The sequence below is a fragment of the Variovorax sp. Soil_C_39 genome, assembly GCF_057656815.1.
This window is the reverse complement of the sequence record NZ_JBDGJQ010000002.1, coordinates 522,053-537,575: the sequence shown is the minus strand read 5'-3', so window position 1 is coordinate 537,575 and position 15,523 is coordinate 522,053. Positions and strand designations below refer to the sequence as shown.

The window sequence follows — 15,523 nt, the reverse complement described above, 5'->3', positions numbered from 1 at the left end:
ACATGTTCGCCAATGCACAGATGATGGGCGTGGACCTCGCCTTCCCCGACGTCTGCAAGACGCCGCCCGCGCTGCCGATCCCCTACCCCAACTTCGCACTCGGCCCGACCGCGATTCCGAACGCGTGGAACATCCTCTACGGCGGCACCCCGGCGCACAACATGGCCACGGTCACGCCGATCACCAACGGCGACAACGCGGGCGTGCTCATGGGCGTGGTATCGCAGACCGTGATGGGCCCCTCGCGCCACATCACCGGCGCCTTCACCGTGCTGCTCAAGGGCACGCCGTGCACGCGGATGACGAGCCTGTCGGTGCAGAACCGCTGCAACATGGTCGGCATGCGGATCGTGCCGAGCCAGTTCAAGGTCTTGGTTCTCGCCGCATAGCCCGGCGGCGCTACTCGAGCTTCACGCCCGCGCTGCGGATCACCTTGGCCCACTTGGTGGTCTCGGCGACGATGAACGCGTCGAACTCCTCGGGCGTGCTGCCCGCGGGAATGGTGCCCATCGCGTCGAGCTTTGCGCGCGTCTCGTCGCTCTTGATGATGCGCGACACCTCGTCGGACATGCGCTTGACGATCTCACGCGGCGTGCCCGCGGGCGCGATCATGCCTGCCCAGGTGCTGCCGGTGAAGCCCGCGAAGCCCTGCTCGATGAAGGTCGGCACCTCGGGCGCCGCGGCCAGGCGCTTGTCGCCCGCCACGCCGATGAGCCGCACCTTGCCCGCCTTGGCCTGGTTGATCAGGCCGGTGGGCGCGTCGAAGAAGAGCTGGATCTGCCCGCCCATCAGGTCGGTTAGCGCGGGCGCGGCACCGCGGTATGGGATGTGGATCATGTAGGTCTGCGTGAGCGACTTCCAGAGCTCGGTCGTCAGGTGCGCGGCCGAGCCGTTGCCCGACGAGCCGAAGCTCACCTTGCCCGGATTGGCGCGCGCATAGGCGATCAGTTCGCGCGCGGTCTTGAACGGCGCGTCGCTGTTGACTGCGGCCAGCAGCGGCGACACGCCCATGAGCGACACGCCCGTGAGGTCCTTCTGCGGGTCGTAGGGCAGCTTGGGATAGAGCGTGGTGTTGGCGGCATAGGCCGCGATCACCACGCCGAAGGTGCTGCCATCGGGCGCGGCCTTGGCCACCGCGTCGACGCCGATCAGGCTGTTGGCACCGGGCTTGTTGTCGATCAGCACCGGCTGCCCGAGCCGGGCCTGCAGGCCCACCTGCACGAGCCGCGCCATCTGGTCGGTGAAACCGCCCGGCGTGTACGGCACGACGATGCGGACCGGCTTGCTGGGCCAGGCAGATTGGGCGAAGGCAGGAACGGCGAGGCTGCTGCTCGCGGCGGCTGCGGCAGCGAGCGTGAAATGGCGGCGCGAAATTCTGATCGAGGACATGAAGGCGGCTTTCTCTGACGGAAGTAAACATTCATTCTCGAAGCGCAACCACGGCGCCGCGCTCAGGGTTTGCCCGCCGCGCGCAGGCGCGGTTTTCTCTTCAGAGCGGCAGCACGTCGCGCACGCGTTCCGCACCTGCGTCGAGCCAGGCCTCGAACTCGTCCGAAAGCCGTTGGGCCTCGCGCGTGGCCTTGTGCCACGCGGCCACGCGCGCCGGCGTGTCGTGCGCAAAGTGAATGAAGTCCTTGCGGTCGGGCAGCTTGCCGTTGGGCAGCGAGCGCACCCACGCCGGGTCGGGCGCGAGCACCACCATGCGGTCGAGGAAGCCGGTCGCCCGGTGGCGCCAGCGCAGGCCCTTGTCGAGCCAGCCCGGCACCACCGCGCGCTGGAAATGCGGGTACAGCACGATGCCCTCGTCCGCCGGCTGGTAGTCGAGGTGCAGGTGGTAGTCGGTGATGCCGCCGTCCCAGTAGGCGCCGCGCGGCGCGCCCGGAATGTCGTGCACTGCGGACAGCAGGAACGGGATCGAGCACGAGGCCTGCAGCACCAGGTTGAAGTTCGCTTCGCTGAGCGCATGCTGGCGCGTACGGAAGTCGCGCGTGCCGAAAGGCAGCGCAGCGCCCGGCGTCGAGAACACGCAGCGCTCGAGCCATGCGCCCAGGCCCTTGCGGTACACGCTGTTGGTGGCAAAGGCGCCCAGGTAGCCGAAGGGCGTGCGCGCCCTGCCCTCGCGCCCGAGGATGTGGCGCCCGCGCGAGGTCACCACATGGAGCCGGTAGCGCGAATGCCCGAGCACCTCGCCGATGCGTCCGCCATAGAACGTGGTCAGGCTTTCCGCAAAGCGTTCGCTGAGTTGGTGCGGACTGAGCCGCTTCTGCCCCGGCGGAATATCGAACTGCTGGCGCACGTAGTCGTGCTCGAAGCGCTCGAAGGCCGTCTGCGGATCGGCCAGGCAGGCCGTCGCGAGCCGCCAGGCGCCGATCGATGCGCCCACCAGGTCGACCGGCTGGCTCGACCGGGCAAGCCAGCGCCCGAAGATGAAGCGGTCGAGCGGCCCGAGCACCAGCCCCTTGGGCCCGCCCGCCGCGCCGGGGATCGTGCGCACGTCGTTCGGGCGCAGGCCGTGCTGTTCGATGTGCCTGCGGGCCGTGGGACCGGCGTAGATGCGCAGGGCTTTCATCGTTGCGCGAAGGGATCGAGCACCTCGACACCGAAACCCGCGAAGTCGCCGACGTTGCGCGTCACGACGATCAGCGCGTGCTGCTTGGCCGTGGCGGCGATCATCGCGTCCTCGTACAGAGTGTTCGAACTGCGATGCATCAGCTTGGCCCAGAGCCTGAAGGTTTCGGCATCCATCGGCAGCACGTTGTAGGACGCGGCAACCAGCGCGGCCCACTGCTCGATCTCGGTGGCCTTCGCGGAATCCTGTTCGCGGGTGAGTTCGATGCCGGCCTGAATCTCGCCCAGCGTGACCGCCGACAGGTGCAGGTCGGCGTCAGCGATCGGCGTCAGCCATGCGAGCACCGCGCCATGCGGGCGGGCTCTGCGCAGTTCCGAGATGACGTTCGTGTCGAGCAGGTACATGGCCGCTCTCAGCGCATCGGCGCGACCCGGCGCCGGCGCGCGTTGCCGCGCGGCGGCACCAGGAAATCGGTGCGCGCTTCCGCCGAGAGCAGCAGATCCTTGAGCGATGGCTGGGCCGTGGCATGCAGCCGCCGCCATTCCGCCGCAGGAACCAGCACGGCCGCTTCGGCGCCGCGCTTGGTCACCATCTGCGGCCCTTCGGCGAGGCATGCATCGAGAAATTCACTAAAACGCGCCTTGGCGTCTTGTACCGGCCAAGTCTTCATTGCGACCCTTCAGACTAGTTATCTGACTAGTTTAACACGGCCCGTTGTGGGGCCAGCGCCAAGTGCCGGCGTCGCTCCCAGGAAGCGGCACAAATGCACAGTTGCGATGGATGTCGCTCGGCGAAGGCGGCGCGCGCGGAATCGGTCCCGCCACCATGTCGGACCAACCACAAACACCCTCCCAGAGAGTCCATTCCAATGACCCGCTTCAGTCGCTTTCATCAAAAGGTCTATTTCGGCACGGCGAGCCATCGCACCGCCTTGCAGCATCTGCAGGACGAAGGCATCGGCCGCATCTCGCTCATCAGCGACGAAAGCGCGCAGTCCCAGGGCTTGCTCGGTGTGCTCGAGGAAAGCCTTCAGTCGCTGGGCTTGCAGTTCGATACCCACCTGGCCGATCCCACCGCCAAGTACGAAGATATCGTCACGCTGGCCGGGCGCATCAACACCCAGTCCTATGGGTGCTACATGTCGCTCGGCGGCAATTTCCTCAACTTCGTCGCCAAGTTCATCTGGATGCTGGCCGAGGATCCGCAGTTCGACGTCCGGCGGCTGAGTACCGACTTCGTGCAGGCGCAGCACGTGTCGGTGGTCCGCCGCACCGGACGGGCCATCCATGTCGCCATTCCCGCGGCCTACATGCTCGGCGGCGAGTTCGGCCATTTCGTTTTCGCAAGCTTCCGCGACGGCCTCACCAACGCCTACCTCGACGATGCGCTGCTGCCGACGCGCCTCGTGCTGGATCCGGCGCTGCTCACGACCGTAACCGCCGACGACCTGGCCGCCCAGGGCTTCGACTCCTTCACGCACTGCATCGAATGCTTCGCTCACGACGTCGACCTGCCGATCGTCAAGGCCGCGTGCCTGCAGGGCGCCAAGGCCCTGCACGACCACCTGCCCGCCCTGCTCGCCGATCAGGGCGACGTGGCCGCGCGGGCGCAGGTCCAGGCGGGCATCTGGGGCGGTAGCGTGGCGGTCAGCAACCTGTTCTCCGGCATCGTGCATTCGATGACCTCGATGTATTCGGCGAAGCTGGGCGTGCTGCACGGCGCGGCGCACGCCCTTACGCTTCCCGCCGCGATCGAATTCCTGGCCGAAGATCCGGCAACGGCCGCGCGCCTCGGCGAGATGGCGGCCCACCTGGGCATCGCCGCCGCGACGGACCCGCAGGCCGCGCACGAGCTCGCCCGCGCCACCGAGGCCTTCGCGCAGCGCATCGGGCTCGCCACGACGGTCAGCGGCGCGGGCATCGCACTCGACCGGTTCACGCGACTGCTGCCGGAGATGGCACGCGGCGCAGCCGCCTACCAGTCGACGCGGCTGATCTCGCGCCCCGCGGACGCCGCCCAGTTGCAGGCGATCCTCGAGGCTGCCGCCCGATGACGGCATGTGCTTGAATTGGTGCCATCGATCGTCACCTACCCATTCCGGCCGCCTGTGTTACGGCGGCCGGTCACGCAAGGAGCACCACCATGAGTTCGACAGAATCCGCCATCCTCGCAGGAGGCTGCTTTTGGGGCATGCAGGACCTGATCCGCAAGATGCCCGGCGTCCTGCACACCCGCGTCGGCTATACCGGCGGGGACGTGCCCAATGCCACGTACCGCAACCACGGCACGCATGCCGAAGCGATCGAGGTGGTGTTCGACCCGGCGCAGACCAGCTACCGCGCGCTGCTGGAGTTCTTCTTCCAGATCCACGATCCGAGCACCCGCAACCGGCAGGGCAACGACCTGGGCACTTCCTACCGCTCCGCTATCTATTTCACGTCGCCCGAACAGAAGGCGGTGGCGCTGGACATCATCGCCGACGTCGATGCCTCGGGCTTGTGGCCGGGCAAGGTCGTCACCGAACTCGAGCCGGCCGGCCCTTTCTGGGAGGCCGAACCGGAGCACCAGGACTATCTGGAGCGCCTCCCGAACGGCTACACCTGCCACTTCGTGCGGCCCGACTGGAAGCTGCCGCGCCGCGACAAGGCCGCCGCGCGGTAGCCTCACCTCGCCGGCTCAGGGCCTGCGCAACCCCTGCAGCTTGGCGAACGCGCTGGCCATCTGCCCCGCGGGCTGCGGCGAGTTGTCTCGGCGCGGCCCCTGCTGGCCGCGGCCTGCGCCCTCGAAGCGTTTGTCGCGCGGGCCGTCGCGGCGCGCGGGCGCAGCGTCGAGCTTCATCGACAGGCCGATGCGCTTGCGCGCCACGTCCACTTCCATCACCTTGACCTTGACGATGTCGCCGGTCTTCACGACCTCGCGCGCATCGTTCACGAACTTGTGGCTCAGCTGGCTCACATGCACCAGGCCGTCCTGGTGCACGCCCAGGTCGATGAAGGCGCCGAACTGCGCCACGTTGCTCACGGTGCCCTCGAGGATCATGCCTTCGACGAGGTCGGCAATGTCGTCCACGCCGTCGTTGAAGCGCGCCACCTTGAAGTCGGGACGCGGGTCGCGGCCGGGCTTCTCGAGCTCGCCGAGGATGTCCTTGACCGTGATGACGCCGAACTTCTCGTTCGCGAACAGCTCGGGCTTGAGCGTCTTGAGCATGTCGGCGCGGCCCATCAGCTCGGCGATGGGCTTGCCGGTCTTGACGATGATCTGCTCGACCAGCGGATAGGTCTCGGGGTGCACGCCGGTGATATCGAGCGGGTCGGCGCCGCCGCGAATGCGCAAGAAGCCCGCGCTCTGCTCGAAGGCCTTGGGACCGAAGCCCGTCACGTCGAGCAATTGCTTGCGCGTGGAGAACGCGCCGTTCGCCTCGCGCCAGCGCACCACCGCCTTGGCCACGCTGCCCGACAGGCCCGAGACGCGGCTCAAGAGCGGCACGCTCGCGGTGTTGAGGTCGACGCCGACCGAGTTCACGCAATCCTCCACCACCGTCTGCAGCGTGCGCGCAAGCTCGCTCTGGTTCACGTCGTGCTGGTACTGGCCCACGCCGATGCTCTTGGGGTCGATCTTGACCAGCTCGGCCAGCGGGTCCTGCAGCCGGCGCGCGATGCTGGCGGCGCCGCGCAGGCTCACGTCCACGTCCGGCATCTCCTGCGAGGCGAATTCGCTCGCCGAATACACCGAGGCGCCGGCTTCGCTAACCACCACCTTCTCGACTGTCATCTCGGGTGCGCCGGCCTGTGCGGCCATCTTGGCGATCAGCTTGATCAGGTCGGCCGCGAGCTTGTCGGTCTCGCGGCTCGCGGTGCCGTTGCCGATGGCGATCAGGTTCACGCCATGCTTGGCGCAGAGCTTGCCGAGCGTGTGCAGCGAGCCTTCCCAGTCCTTGCGCGGCTCGTGCGGAAACACGGTCGCGGTCTCGACCAGCTTGCCGGTGGCATCGACCACGGCCACCTTCACGCCGGTGCGGATGCCGGGGTCCAGGCCCATCACCACGCGCGGGCCGGCCGGTGCGGCCAGCAGCAGGTCGCGCAGGTTGTCGGCAAACACCTTGATCGCGACCTTTTCGGCCTCTTCGCGCAGCCGCGTGAACAGGTCGCGCTCGGTCGACAGCGCGAGCTTCACGCGCCAGGCCCAGGCCACGCACTTGCGGATCAGGTCGTCCCCCGCGCGGCCGGCATGGCTCCAGCCCAGGTGCAGCGCGATCCGGCCCTCGGCGATGCTGGGCTTGCCCGGCTCGGGCTCGACGGGCAGCGCGAGCTTGGCGTCCAGGATCTCGAGCGAGCGGCCACGGAACACCGCAAGCGCGCGGTGCGAAGGCACGCGCCCGATCGGCTCGTCGTAGTCGAAGTAGTCGCGGAACTTGGCGACGTCGGGGTTGTTTTCGTCCTTGCCGGCCATCAGGCTCGACTTGAGCAGGCCTTCGCTCCAGAGCCATTCGCGCAGGCGCTGCACCAGCACCGCATCCTCGGCCCAGCGCTCCGACAGGATGTCGCGCACGCCGTCGAGCACCGCCGGCACCGTCGAGAAATCGGGTCCGGGCTTGCCGTCGTCGAGCGTGGTGGCGGGCTGCAGGAAGGCCTTGGCCTCGGCGGCGGGATCGAGCGTCGGGTCGGCCATGAGCTTGTCCGCGAGCGGCTCGATGCCGAACTCGCGCGCGATCTGGCCCTTGGTGCGGCGCTTCTGCTTGAACGGCAGGTACAGGTCCTCGAGCTCCTGCTTGGTCGGCGCGAACTCGATCGCGGCGCGCAGTTCGGGCGTGAGCTTGCCCTGCTCGTCGATGGCCTTGATCACCGCGGCGCGGCGGTCCTCGAGCTCGCGCAGGTACGAAAGCCGGGCTTCGAGTTCGCGCAGCTGGGTGTCGTCGAGGCCGTCGGTCGCCTCCTTGCGGTAGCGCGCGATGAATGGAACCGTGGCGCCCCCGTCGAGCAGCTCGACGGCGGCCTTCACCTGATGCTCTCCCACCTTGATCTCGGCGGCGAGCTGGCGAATGATTTTCTGCATTGCTGAGTGGCGTCCCTGTCGCTGCGATCGGCCGGGCCGGTCGCGTTGGTCGAATGAAGCGCGGGAGTTTGCCATAGCGAAAAACGGCGACCCCAGCATTTTGATTTTTACCCGGGTATATTGACTGCGTAGTTTTACCCGGGCAAAATTTCGGAATGATGCTTTCACACGACTCCCGGCGCGCGCTGACGCGCCAGTACAAGGAAACGGTGCGCCCCGCCGGCGTGTTCGCCATCCGCAACCTCGAGAGCGGCCGCGTGCTCGTGCTGGCGAGCCTCGACCTGACCAGCATGATGAACCGCCAGCGCTTCCAGCTCGACCAGGGCAAGCACCCCAACCGCGCGCTGCAGCAGGACTGGACCGCACTCGGATCCGGCGCCTTCCGCTTCGAGGAATTCGCGCGCGTGAAGGAGCGGGACGATCCCACGTTCGACCGCGCGGCGGAACTCGAAGCGCTGTTCGCGCTGTGGTGCGAGGAATGCGACTGCCACGGCACGCAGGGCTACAACGGCCCCGCCAAGCGCAAGCCCTGACCGCATGCCCGCCGCGCCCATTGCGCTGTTTTTCCTGTCGCCCCGCGAGAAGCGCGGTCGGCGAAATTGTTCCCGGGTAAATTACCTCGCCACCGCCATGATTTCCAAGACCCCCGATCCTTCGACCGCCGCCTTGCCGGCCACCTTCACCGCCTTCTGCGGCTTCGAGCGCATTGCCCGCGGTTCGCGCGCCGAGGTGATCGCCGCGCTGCGCACCCGCGGCGACGCTGCAACCTGCCTCGTGTTCGACGACCACACCGGCATGCAGGTCGACCTCGACCTGCGCGACGCTGCACAGCCGCCCGAGGCCGTCATGACGGGCGAGCCGCCGCGCGGCGTGGGCCGGCCGAAGCTCGGCGTGGTCGCGCGCGAGGTCACGCTGCTGCCGCGCCAGTGGGAATGGCTCGCGCGCCAGCCCGGCGGCGCCTCGGTCGCGCTGCGCCGGCTGGTCGACGACGCGCGCCGCGTGCATGCCGGGCGCGATGCCGCCCGCGGCGCGCGCGAAGCCGCCTACGGCGTGATGACCGGCCTGGCGGGCAACCTGCCGGGTTTCGAGGAAGCCACCCGCGCGCTCTTCGCGGGCGACCGCGCCGGCTTCGAAGCGCACCTGGCCGCCTGGCCCGACGACCTGCGCACCCACCTGCACGAACTGTCCGGCCCGAGCTGGCCCCAAGAATGAACGACAAGACCGAGAACGCCCCGTCCAACCCCAGCGGCCTGCAGGGCACACCGGTGGCACCCGTCGGTGCGCCGCGCGCGCTCTGGAAGACCTTCCTGTTCTTCCTGGCGCCGATGCTGCTCAGCAACATCCTGCAGTCCCTTTCGGGCACGCTCAACAACATCTACATCGGCCAGATGATCGGCGTCGGTGCGCTGGCCGCGGTCTCGAGCTTCTTTCCGGTGATGTTCTTCTTCATCGCCTTCGTCATCGGCCTGGGCGCCGGCGCCTCGGTGCTGATCGGCCAGGCCTGGGGCGCACGCGATGCGGCCAAAGCCAAGGCCATTGCCGGCACCACCCTCACTGTCGGCGTCCTCATGGGGTTGGTGATCGCGGTGTTCGGCGGCGCTTTCACCACACCGATGCTCGCCGCCCTGGGCACGCCGCCCGACGTGCTGGCCGACGCCACGAGCTATGCCCGCATCATGCTGATCGCGATGCCGGGGCTGTTCGTCTTCCTGCTGTCCACCGCCATGCTGCGCGGCGTCGGCGACACGGTCACGCCGCTGCTCACGCTGATCATCTCGACGGCGATCGGGCTCGTCGTCACGCCCGCACTGATCCGCGGCTGGGGCGGGCTGCCGCAGCTCGGCGTGGCGAGTGCCGCCTGGGCCAGCGTGCTCGCCTTCATGCTCGCGACGCTGTGGATGGGCTGGCGCCTGCACCGGCGCAAGAGCCCTCTCGCGCCCGACCTGGCCTTCCTGCACAGCATGCGCATCGATCCGAAGCTGCTCAAGGCAGTGCTCAAGGTGGGCGTGCCCACGGGCGTGCAGATGATCGTGGTGGCGCTGTCCGAACTGGTGCTGCTCTCGCTGGTCAACAGCCACGGCTCGAGCGCGACGGCGGCCTACGGCGCGGTCAACCAGGTGGTGGCGTACGTACAGTTCCCGGCCATCTCGATCGCGATCACCGCGTCGATCCTCGGCGCGCAGGCCATCGGCGCGGGCCGGGCCGACCGACTCGGCGCCATCGCCAAGACCGCGATGCTGATGAACCTGGCGCTGACGGGCGGGCTGGTGCTGCTGGGCTACCTGTTCTCGCGCCACCTCATGGGCTTCTTCATCACGAGCGCGCCCGTGATCGAGATCGCGCAGACGCTGCTGCACATCATGCTGTGGAGCCTGGTGATCTTCGGCATGGCGTCGGCCCTGTCGGGCATCATGCGCGCGAGCGGCTCGGTGCTGGTGCCCACGCTGATCTCGATCGTCTGCCTGCTCGGCCTCGAGGTGCCGGTTGCCTGGTTCCTCAGCGACCGCATCGGGCTCAACGGCATCTGGTACGCGTACCCGGTGACCTTTAGCGCAATGCTGCTGCTGCAGACGGCCTACTACCGCTTGGTGTGGCGCAAAAAGGCGATCGCGCGGCTGGTGTAGCTGCCCCGCCCTGCCGCTCACGGGCCGCGGCGGCTCAGTCGCCGTCGAAGGCGCGCTGCACCTCGGCGATGTCGAGCTTGACCATCTTCATCATGGCCCGCATCGCGCGCGCGGCCTTGGCCGAGTCCTTGTCCTGGAACATCCGGATCATCGGCATGGGCACGGTCTGCCACGACACGCCGAAGCGGTCGGTGAGCCAGCCGCATTGCACCGGCTGGCCGCCGCCCTCGAGCAGCTTCTCCCAGTAGTGGTCGACCTCGGCCTGGGTCTCGCAATGCACGGCCATCGAGATCGCCGGCGTGAACTTGTACTCCGGCCCGCCGTTGAGCACCATGAACGACTGCCCGTCGAGCTCGAAGGTTGCCGTCAGCAGCGTTCCCTGGCGCTCGGGGTTGGTCTCGCCCCAGAGCAGCGTGTCGGTCACCCGCGAGTTCGGAAAGATCGCGCTGTAGAACTTCAGCGCGTCTTCGCCGTTGCGGTCGAACCAGAGGCAGGGAACGATCTTCTGCATGGGAATCTCCTGGACTGTTGATGATGAACCGATGAGTTCAGTATCAACAGCCTACGCGCGCTTGTCAAGCGCGGTCGCCGCGTGCGCCTTCGATCATGCGCCACGCACTCAGCGCACTGAGCACCGCGAGCCCGGCGCTCAGCAGCATCACCCAGCGAAAGCCGGCGACGAAGGATTCGGCCACCAACCGCTTGAGCGCGGCCGCGGTGTCGGCGTCGATGCCGGGCGGCAGCGCAGCGCCCGCAAGCTTGCTGCGCTCGGCCTCGAGGAAGGCCGACACCTCGGCCGAGGCGCCCATGCCGCGCAGCCCCTCGGTCAGGGTGGCATCGAAGGCCCAGGCCATGACCACGCCGAACACCGCAATGGCCAGCACCGCGGCCGCGCGCGACACCGCGTTGTTCACGCCCGAGGCTACGCCCGCCTGCTCGGGGCCGACCGCGTTCATCACCGTGGTGGTGAGCGGCGCCACGGTCACTGTCATGCCGAAGCCCAGCACCACCACGGCGGGAAAGAACCCTTGCCAATAGCTCGCGCCGACCCCGGGCAGCGCGAACAGCGCAAAGCCCACCGCCGCGATGGCGGGGCCGACGACCAGCGGCAGGCGCGGCCCGAAGCGGTCGACGAGCTGCCCGGCCCAGCCCGAGAGCGCGAACATGATGAGGATGAACGGCAGCAGCGCCGCGCCTGCCGCGGTGGCCGAGTAGCCCTGCACCTGGATCAGGTTGAGCGGAAAGAAATACAGCCCGCCGCCGAGTGCGGCGTACAGCAGCAGCGTCAGCAGGTTGGCGCCGCTGAAATTGCCGATGCGAAACAGGCCGAGCGGCAGCATCGGCGTGCGCGTCCTGTGCTCCACCACGACGAAGCCCGCGCTCGCGGCCAGGCCGATGCCCAGTGCCGCCAGCACCATGGGCGAATCCCAGTGCTGCGTCGGCGCTTCGATGAAGGCGTAGACGATGCCGCCGAGCCCGGCGGTCGCGAGCAGTGCACCGGCCATGTCCAGCCCGCCGCCGGCCGCGGCACCGCGGCTTTCGGGCACGTGGCGCCAGGCGATCCACAGCACCAGCAGCGCCATCGGCAGGTTGATGAGAAACGCCCAGGTCCACGAGAAGTGGTCGACCAGGAAGCCGCCGAGCACCGGGCCGGCGGCGGCCGTGACGCCACTGAAGCCCGACCAGATGCCGATCGCGCGGCCGCGCTCCTTCTCGGGGAAGGCAGCGCTGATCAGCGCCAGGCTCCCCGGCACCAGCAAGGCGCCGCCGATGCCCTGCACCGCGCGCGCCGCGATGAGCTGCTGCACGGTGCCCGCGAGGGCGCAGCCGACCGAGGCGAGCGCGAAGATCGCGACGCCCACGGCGAAGATGCGGCGCCGTCCGAAGCGGTCGCCGAGCGCGCCGCCCACGAGCAGCAGCGCGGCCAGCAGCAAGGCATAGGACTCGACCACCCACTGCGCCTGGAACGCGGTGGCGCGCAGATCGGCCTGGATCGCCGGCAGTGCGACGTTGACGACGGTACCGTCGATGAAGGCCATGCTCGAACCGACGATGGCCGCGGCGAGCACCCAGGGCTTCGACGCCTCGGGACAGGCGTCTTCGCGCGCGGCGGCGCCGTGCAGGATCAGCGCGTGGTCGCAGGGTGGCTTGCCGATCTGGGCCATGGGGAGAGCCTCTGCTTTACTCCTTCCCCCTCTGGGGGAAGGTTGGGATGGGAGCTCCCTGCTTGCCACCGCGCGCCGCGCCTCGATGACCGCCGCCATGCCGCCCCCCCTGCCCTCCCCCGGAGGGGGAGGGAGAAAGACTCAAGCCGGGCATGCGGTGGCGGCCGGATTCGACCGTGCCGCGTTCACGCTGCGCGCCATCGCCGCCGCCGCGGCCGCGGTCAGGCGCTGTGCGCCCTGCGCCACCGCGTCGATACCGCTGGCGACCCCCTCGCCCACCTCGAACTGGCAGGACATCGAGCGCGCCTCGTCGGAGCGGCGCAGCGTCCAGCTGAAGGCCGCGTCGACGCGGCCGCCGTCGACCGCATCGAAGCGGCGCACCTGCACCGCGATGCGCCACGCGGGCTGTGCATTCGGCCGCCCGCCCTTGGTGACGTCGACCGCGCCGAGCCGGTCGGCAATGCCGCTCGCCAGCGCATCGCGCAATTCGTTCTCGAACGACGAGGCCCAGCGGTGCTGCTCGAGCACGTCGACCTGAACGCTGCCGGCCGAGCGCCCCACCACCATCTGCGGCCGGGCGAGCCGCTCGGGCACGGCAACGGGCGCGAGCTCGACATAGATCGGCGCGGCGGTGCCGAGCGTCGAGGGCGCGGCCTCCGCGGCCGGCACCGGGCTCGCCAGCGTGTAGTAGCTGTCGGACTTGCTCGCGCAGCCGGCAAGGGCAAGCAGCGCGGCGGCCGCCGCCAGGGCGGCGCGCGAGGCGAAGGGTCGGCCTGGTTTGCTGTTCTTCATCATTTCTTCTTGTCGTCCGGTTTGCCGCGCAAAAGCGATTCGGGATGGCGTTCGAGGTAGTCGGTCAGCACGCGCACCGAGCCCGCGGCGCGCGTCAGTTCGCGCAGCGTCTGGCGCATGTCCTGCTGCAGCGGCGAGTCGTCGGCCAGCGTGCGCTCGGCCGTGTTGACGGTCTTGCGCACGTCCTTCATGGCGGCCGCGAGCTCGGGCGTGACGTCGTTGTTGATGCGGCTCACCGCCTGCTCGGCCGTGGTCAGCGTCTTGTTGAGCGTGTTCAGCGTGGTGCGCAGGTCGGCCGCGATCTGCTCGTACGGCACCTTGTTGAGCTTGCTCGCGATCTCCTGCACCTGCGACTGAATCTCGTCCAGGCTGTTGGGCACGGTGGCGAGCTCGATCGGGCTCTTCTCGAGGTCGATCTTCGCGGGCGGCGCCTTGGGGAAGAAGTCGAGCGCCACATACACCTGCCCGGTCAGCAGGTTGCCGTTGCGCAGCTGGGCGCGCAGCCCCTTCTCGGCCAGGAAGCGCAGGCGCTCCTGCTGCGAGAAGCGTGACTCGGTGCCGCGTTCGCCGGCCCGGCGCCGCAGCCGGTCGGGGTAGACCTGCACCAGCACCGGCATGCGGAACTCGCGCGCATTGCGGTCGAACTCCACGCCGATCGACTTGACCTCGCCGATCACCACGCCGCGGAAGTCGACCGGCGCCCCCGGTGTCAGGCCGCGCAGCGACTGGTTGAAGTACATCAGCAGCGTCTGCGACGGGCCATCGGGCTCCTTCATCGCGGTGGTCTCGTCGCTCGCGAGCGCGAAGGCCGCGTTCTCCTCGGCGCGCGGCCCCATGGCGTCCTCGGGCGCGCTGAAGGCAATGCCGCCGAGCAGGATCGTGGCAAGCGATTGCGTGCGCAGCGTGAAGCCGCTCGCACTGAGCTGCGCGTCGATGCCGCTGGCCTGCCAGAAGCGGGTGTTGACGCCCACGAACTTGTCGTATGGCGCATTGACGAACACGCGCATCGTCACGCCGCGGCCATCGCCATCGAGTTCGTAGGTCGCGACCTGGCCCACCTTGATGCGCCTGAAATACACCGGCGATCCCACGTCGAGCGAACCCACGTCGGCGGCACGCAACAGGAACTGCCGGCCCGTGGCGTCGCGCGTCACGATGGGCGGGTCTTCCAGGCCCTTGAATTCGCTCGCGGTCTCTTCCGACACGCCCGCATCGGCACCGATGTAGGCACCCGACAGCAGCGTGCCCAGGCCCGAGATGCCCGAGGTGTCGAGCCGCGGCCGCACCACCCAGTAGCGCGAATCCTCGGCGGTGAAGCTCTCGGCGTCCTTGCCGAGCTGCACCGTGACCCGCACGTGCGAGCGGTCGCGTGCGAGCCGCAGGCTCTGCACGGTGCCGATCTGCACGTCCTTGTACTTGACGGCCGTCTTGTTGGCCTCGAGGCCTTCGGCGGTCTCGAAGGTGAGCACGATCTCGGGTCCGCGCTCCATGATGATGCGCACCACCAGCATCACGCCCACCAGCGCGGCGACGATGGGTATCAGCCAGATCAACGATGGCAGCCATTCGCGCCGGCGCACCACGCGCGGCGGCGGAAGGCCCGGCGGCGTCGTCTGGTCGTTGGCTCTGGCTTGGTCTTCGTCACTCATGCTGTTCTTGCTTCCCGGTCGTCACTGGTTGGTTCACGTCGTTCCCGATCGGCCTGCTGCTGCTGTCGGCTGTCCCAGGTGAGCCTCGGATCGAAGCTCAGTGAGGCCAGCATGGTCAGCACCACCACCGACCCGAAGGCCGCGATGCCCACGCCCGCGTGGATCACCGCAAAGCCCTGGATCTGCACCAGTCCGGCCAGCAACGAGACGACGAACACGTCGAGCATCGACCAGCGGCCGATGATCTCGACGATGTGATAGAGCTTGGCGCGCTCGGGCCGGCGCCAGTCGCTGCCGCGCTGGGCCAGCACGGTCAGCAGGAGCAGCACCGTCAGCTTGAACAGCGGCACCAGAAAGCTCGCGATGAAGATGATCGCCGCGAGCCCGTAGGAGCCCGAGATCCAGAAGTAGATCACGCCGCTCAGGATGGTGTCGTACTGCGCGCCGAACAGCGAGCGCGTGATCATCACCGGCAGCAGATTGGCCGGGATGTACATGATGCAGGCCGCAATGAGGAAGGCCCAGGTGCGGCTCAGGCTGTAGGGCTTGCGCCGGTACAGGTGCGTGCCGCAGCGCTCGCAGCGCTCGCCTTCGGCCGCATCGCGCCACACGGCGTCGCAGTGCGGGCAGGCCAGCAGTCCCATCGAGGCGGCGGTCGCGAGCGGCGTGTCT

The 15,523-nt window shown here is 68.7% G+C and carries 16 protein-coding genes; 6 read left to right on the top strand and 10 right to left on the bottom strand.

The window, feature by feature from the left end; translation table 11 throughout:
• Window positions 1-2 precede the first annotated feature (2 nt).
• On the top strand, window positions 3-389 hold the full coding sequence (locus tag AC3A6J_RS06540) for a DUF4150 domain-containing protein (protein ID WP_487859094.1): 387 nt from the start codon (window positions 3-5) through the stop codon (window positions 387-389).
• A gap of 10 nt (window positions 390-399) precedes the next feature.
• Here the strand turns inward: AC3A6J_RS06540 and AC3A6J_RS06535 are convergent, their stop codons facing one another.
• From AC3A6J_RS06535 to AC3A6J_RS06520, 4 genes are all read right to left on the bottom strand, one after another.
• Entirely contained in the window at window positions 400-1,389 is a 990-nt protein-coding gene (locus AC3A6J_RS06535) for a tripartite tricarboxylate transporter substrate binding protein (RefSeq protein WP_487859093.1), read from the bottom strand.
• 100 nt (window positions 1,390-1,489) lie between these two features.
• Window positions 1,490-2,569, bottom strand: a complete 1,080-nt coding sequence (locus AC3A6J_RS06530; protein ID WP_487859092.1) for a patatin-like phospholipase domain-containing protein — start codon at window positions 2,567-2,569, stop codon at window positions 1,490-1,492.
• Window positions 2,566-2,973, bottom strand: a complete 408-nt coding sequence (locus AC3A6J_RS06525; RefSeq protein ID WP_487859091.1) for a PIN domain-containing protein — start codon at window positions 2,971-2,973, stop codon at window positions 2,566-2,568. Before AC3A6J_RS06525 ends, AC3A6J_RS06530 begins: the two co-directional genes overlap by 4 nt.
• A gap of 8 nt (window positions 2,974-2,981) precedes the next feature.
• The gene (locus AC3A6J_RS06520) at window positions 2,982-3,239 is read right to left on the bottom strand and encodes a type II toxin-antitoxin system Phd/YefM family antitoxin (protein ID WP_487859090.1); all 258 of its coding nucleotides are present in this window, start codon (window positions 3,237-3,239) and stop codon (window positions 2,982-2,984) included.
• A 198-nt stretch (window positions 3,240-3,437) separates the two neighbouring features.
• On the opposite strand from AC3A6J_RS06520, the gene AC3A6J_RS06515 reads away from it, so the two are divergent.
• Both AC3A6J_RS06515 and msrA read left to right on the top strand, forming a co-directional pair.
• On the top strand, window positions 3,438-4,622 hold the full coding sequence (locus AC3A6J_RS06515; RefSeq protein ID WP_487859089.1) for a hypothetical protein: 1,185 nt from the start codon (window positions 3,438-3,440) through the stop codon (window positions 4,620-4,622).
• 89 nt (window positions 4,623-4,711) lie between these two features.
• The gene (gene msrA, locus AC3A6J_RS06510; protein ID WP_487859088.1) at window positions 4,712-5,230 is read left to right on the top strand and encodes a peptide-methionine (S)-S-oxide reductase MsrA; all 519 of its coding nucleotides are present in this window, start codon (window positions 4,712-4,714) and stop codon (window positions 5,228-5,230) included.
• Between the two features lie 15 nt (window positions 5,231-5,245).
• Here the strand turns inward: msrA and AC3A6J_RS06505 are convergent, their stop codons facing one another.
• On the bottom strand, window positions 5,246-7,621 hold the full coding sequence (locus tag AC3A6J_RS06505; protein WP_487859087.1) for a Tex family protein: 2,376 nt from the start codon (window positions 7,619-7,621) through the stop codon (window positions 5,246-5,248).
• 155 nt (window positions 7,622-7,776) lie between these two features.
• Between AC3A6J_RS06505 and AC3A6J_RS06500 the strand changes: the two genes are divergently transcribed.
• From AC3A6J_RS06500 to AC3A6J_RS06490, 3 genes are all read left to right on the top strand, one after another.
• Entirely contained in the window at window positions 7,777-8,154 is a 378-nt protein-coding gene (locus AC3A6J_RS06500; RefSeq protein WP_487859086.1) for a GIY-YIG nuclease family protein, read from the top strand.
• Window positions 8,155-8,251: 97 nt separating this feature from the next.
• Window positions 8,252-8,833 carry a DUF2239 family protein gene (locus AC3A6J_RS06495; RefSeq protein WP_487859085.1) on the top strand — a complete coding sequence of 194 codons (582 nt, stop codon included), beginning with the start codon at window positions 8,252-8,254 and terminating at the stop codon, window positions 8,831-8,833.
• Window positions 8,830-10,245, top strand: a complete 1,416-nt coding sequence (locus AC3A6J_RS06490; RefSeq protein WP_487859084.1) for an MATE family efflux transporter — start codon at window positions 8,830-8,832, stop codon at window positions 10,243-10,245. Before AC3A6J_RS06495 ends, AC3A6J_RS06490 begins: the two co-directional genes overlap by 4 nt.
• A 34-nt stretch (window positions 10,246-10,279) precedes the next feature.
• On the opposite strand, the gene AC3A6J_RS06485 is transcribed toward AC3A6J_RS06490, so the two are convergent.
• The 5 genes from AC3A6J_RS06485 to AC3A6J_RS06465 all read right to left on the bottom strand — a co-directional run bounded on the left by AC3A6J_RS06485 (window position 10,280) and on the right by AC3A6J_RS06465 (window position 15,495).
• Window positions 10,280-10,756, bottom strand: coding sequence for a VOC family protein (locus tag AC3A6J_RS06485; RefSeq protein ID WP_487859083.1), 477 nt, complete (start codon window positions 10,754-10,756; stop codon window positions 10,280-10,282).
• A 64-nt stretch (window positions 10,757-10,820) separates the two neighbouring features.
• Window positions 10,821-12,410 carry an MFS transporter gene (locus AC3A6J_RS06480; RefSeq protein ID WP_487859082.1) on the bottom strand — a complete coding sequence of 530 codons (1,590 nt, stop codon included), beginning with the start codon at window positions 12,408-12,410 and terminating at the stop codon, window positions 10,821-10,823.
• A gap of 141 nt (window positions 12,411-12,551) precedes the next feature.
• Entirely contained in the window at window positions 12,552-13,202 is a 651-nt protein-coding gene (locus AC3A6J_RS06475; RefSeq protein WP_487859081.1) for a PqiC family protein, read from the bottom strand.
• A complete protein-coding gene (locus AC3A6J_RS06470) occupies window positions 13,202-14,851 on the bottom strand; it encodes a PqiB family protein (protein WP_487859080.1) in 1,650 nt (549 codons plus the stop codon). The genes AC3A6J_RS06475 and AC3A6J_RS06470 overlap by 1 nt, the downstream gene beginning before the upstream one ends.
• Window positions 14,848-15,495: a paraquat-inducible protein A gene (locus AC3A6J_RS06465; RefSeq protein WP_487859351.1), complete on the bottom strand. Its 648-nt coding sequence runs from the start codon at window positions 15,493-15,495 to the stop codon at window positions 14,848-14,850. Before AC3A6J_RS06465 ends, AC3A6J_RS06470 begins: the two co-directional genes overlap by 4 nt.
• Window positions 15,496-15,523: the final 28 nt, after the last annotated feature.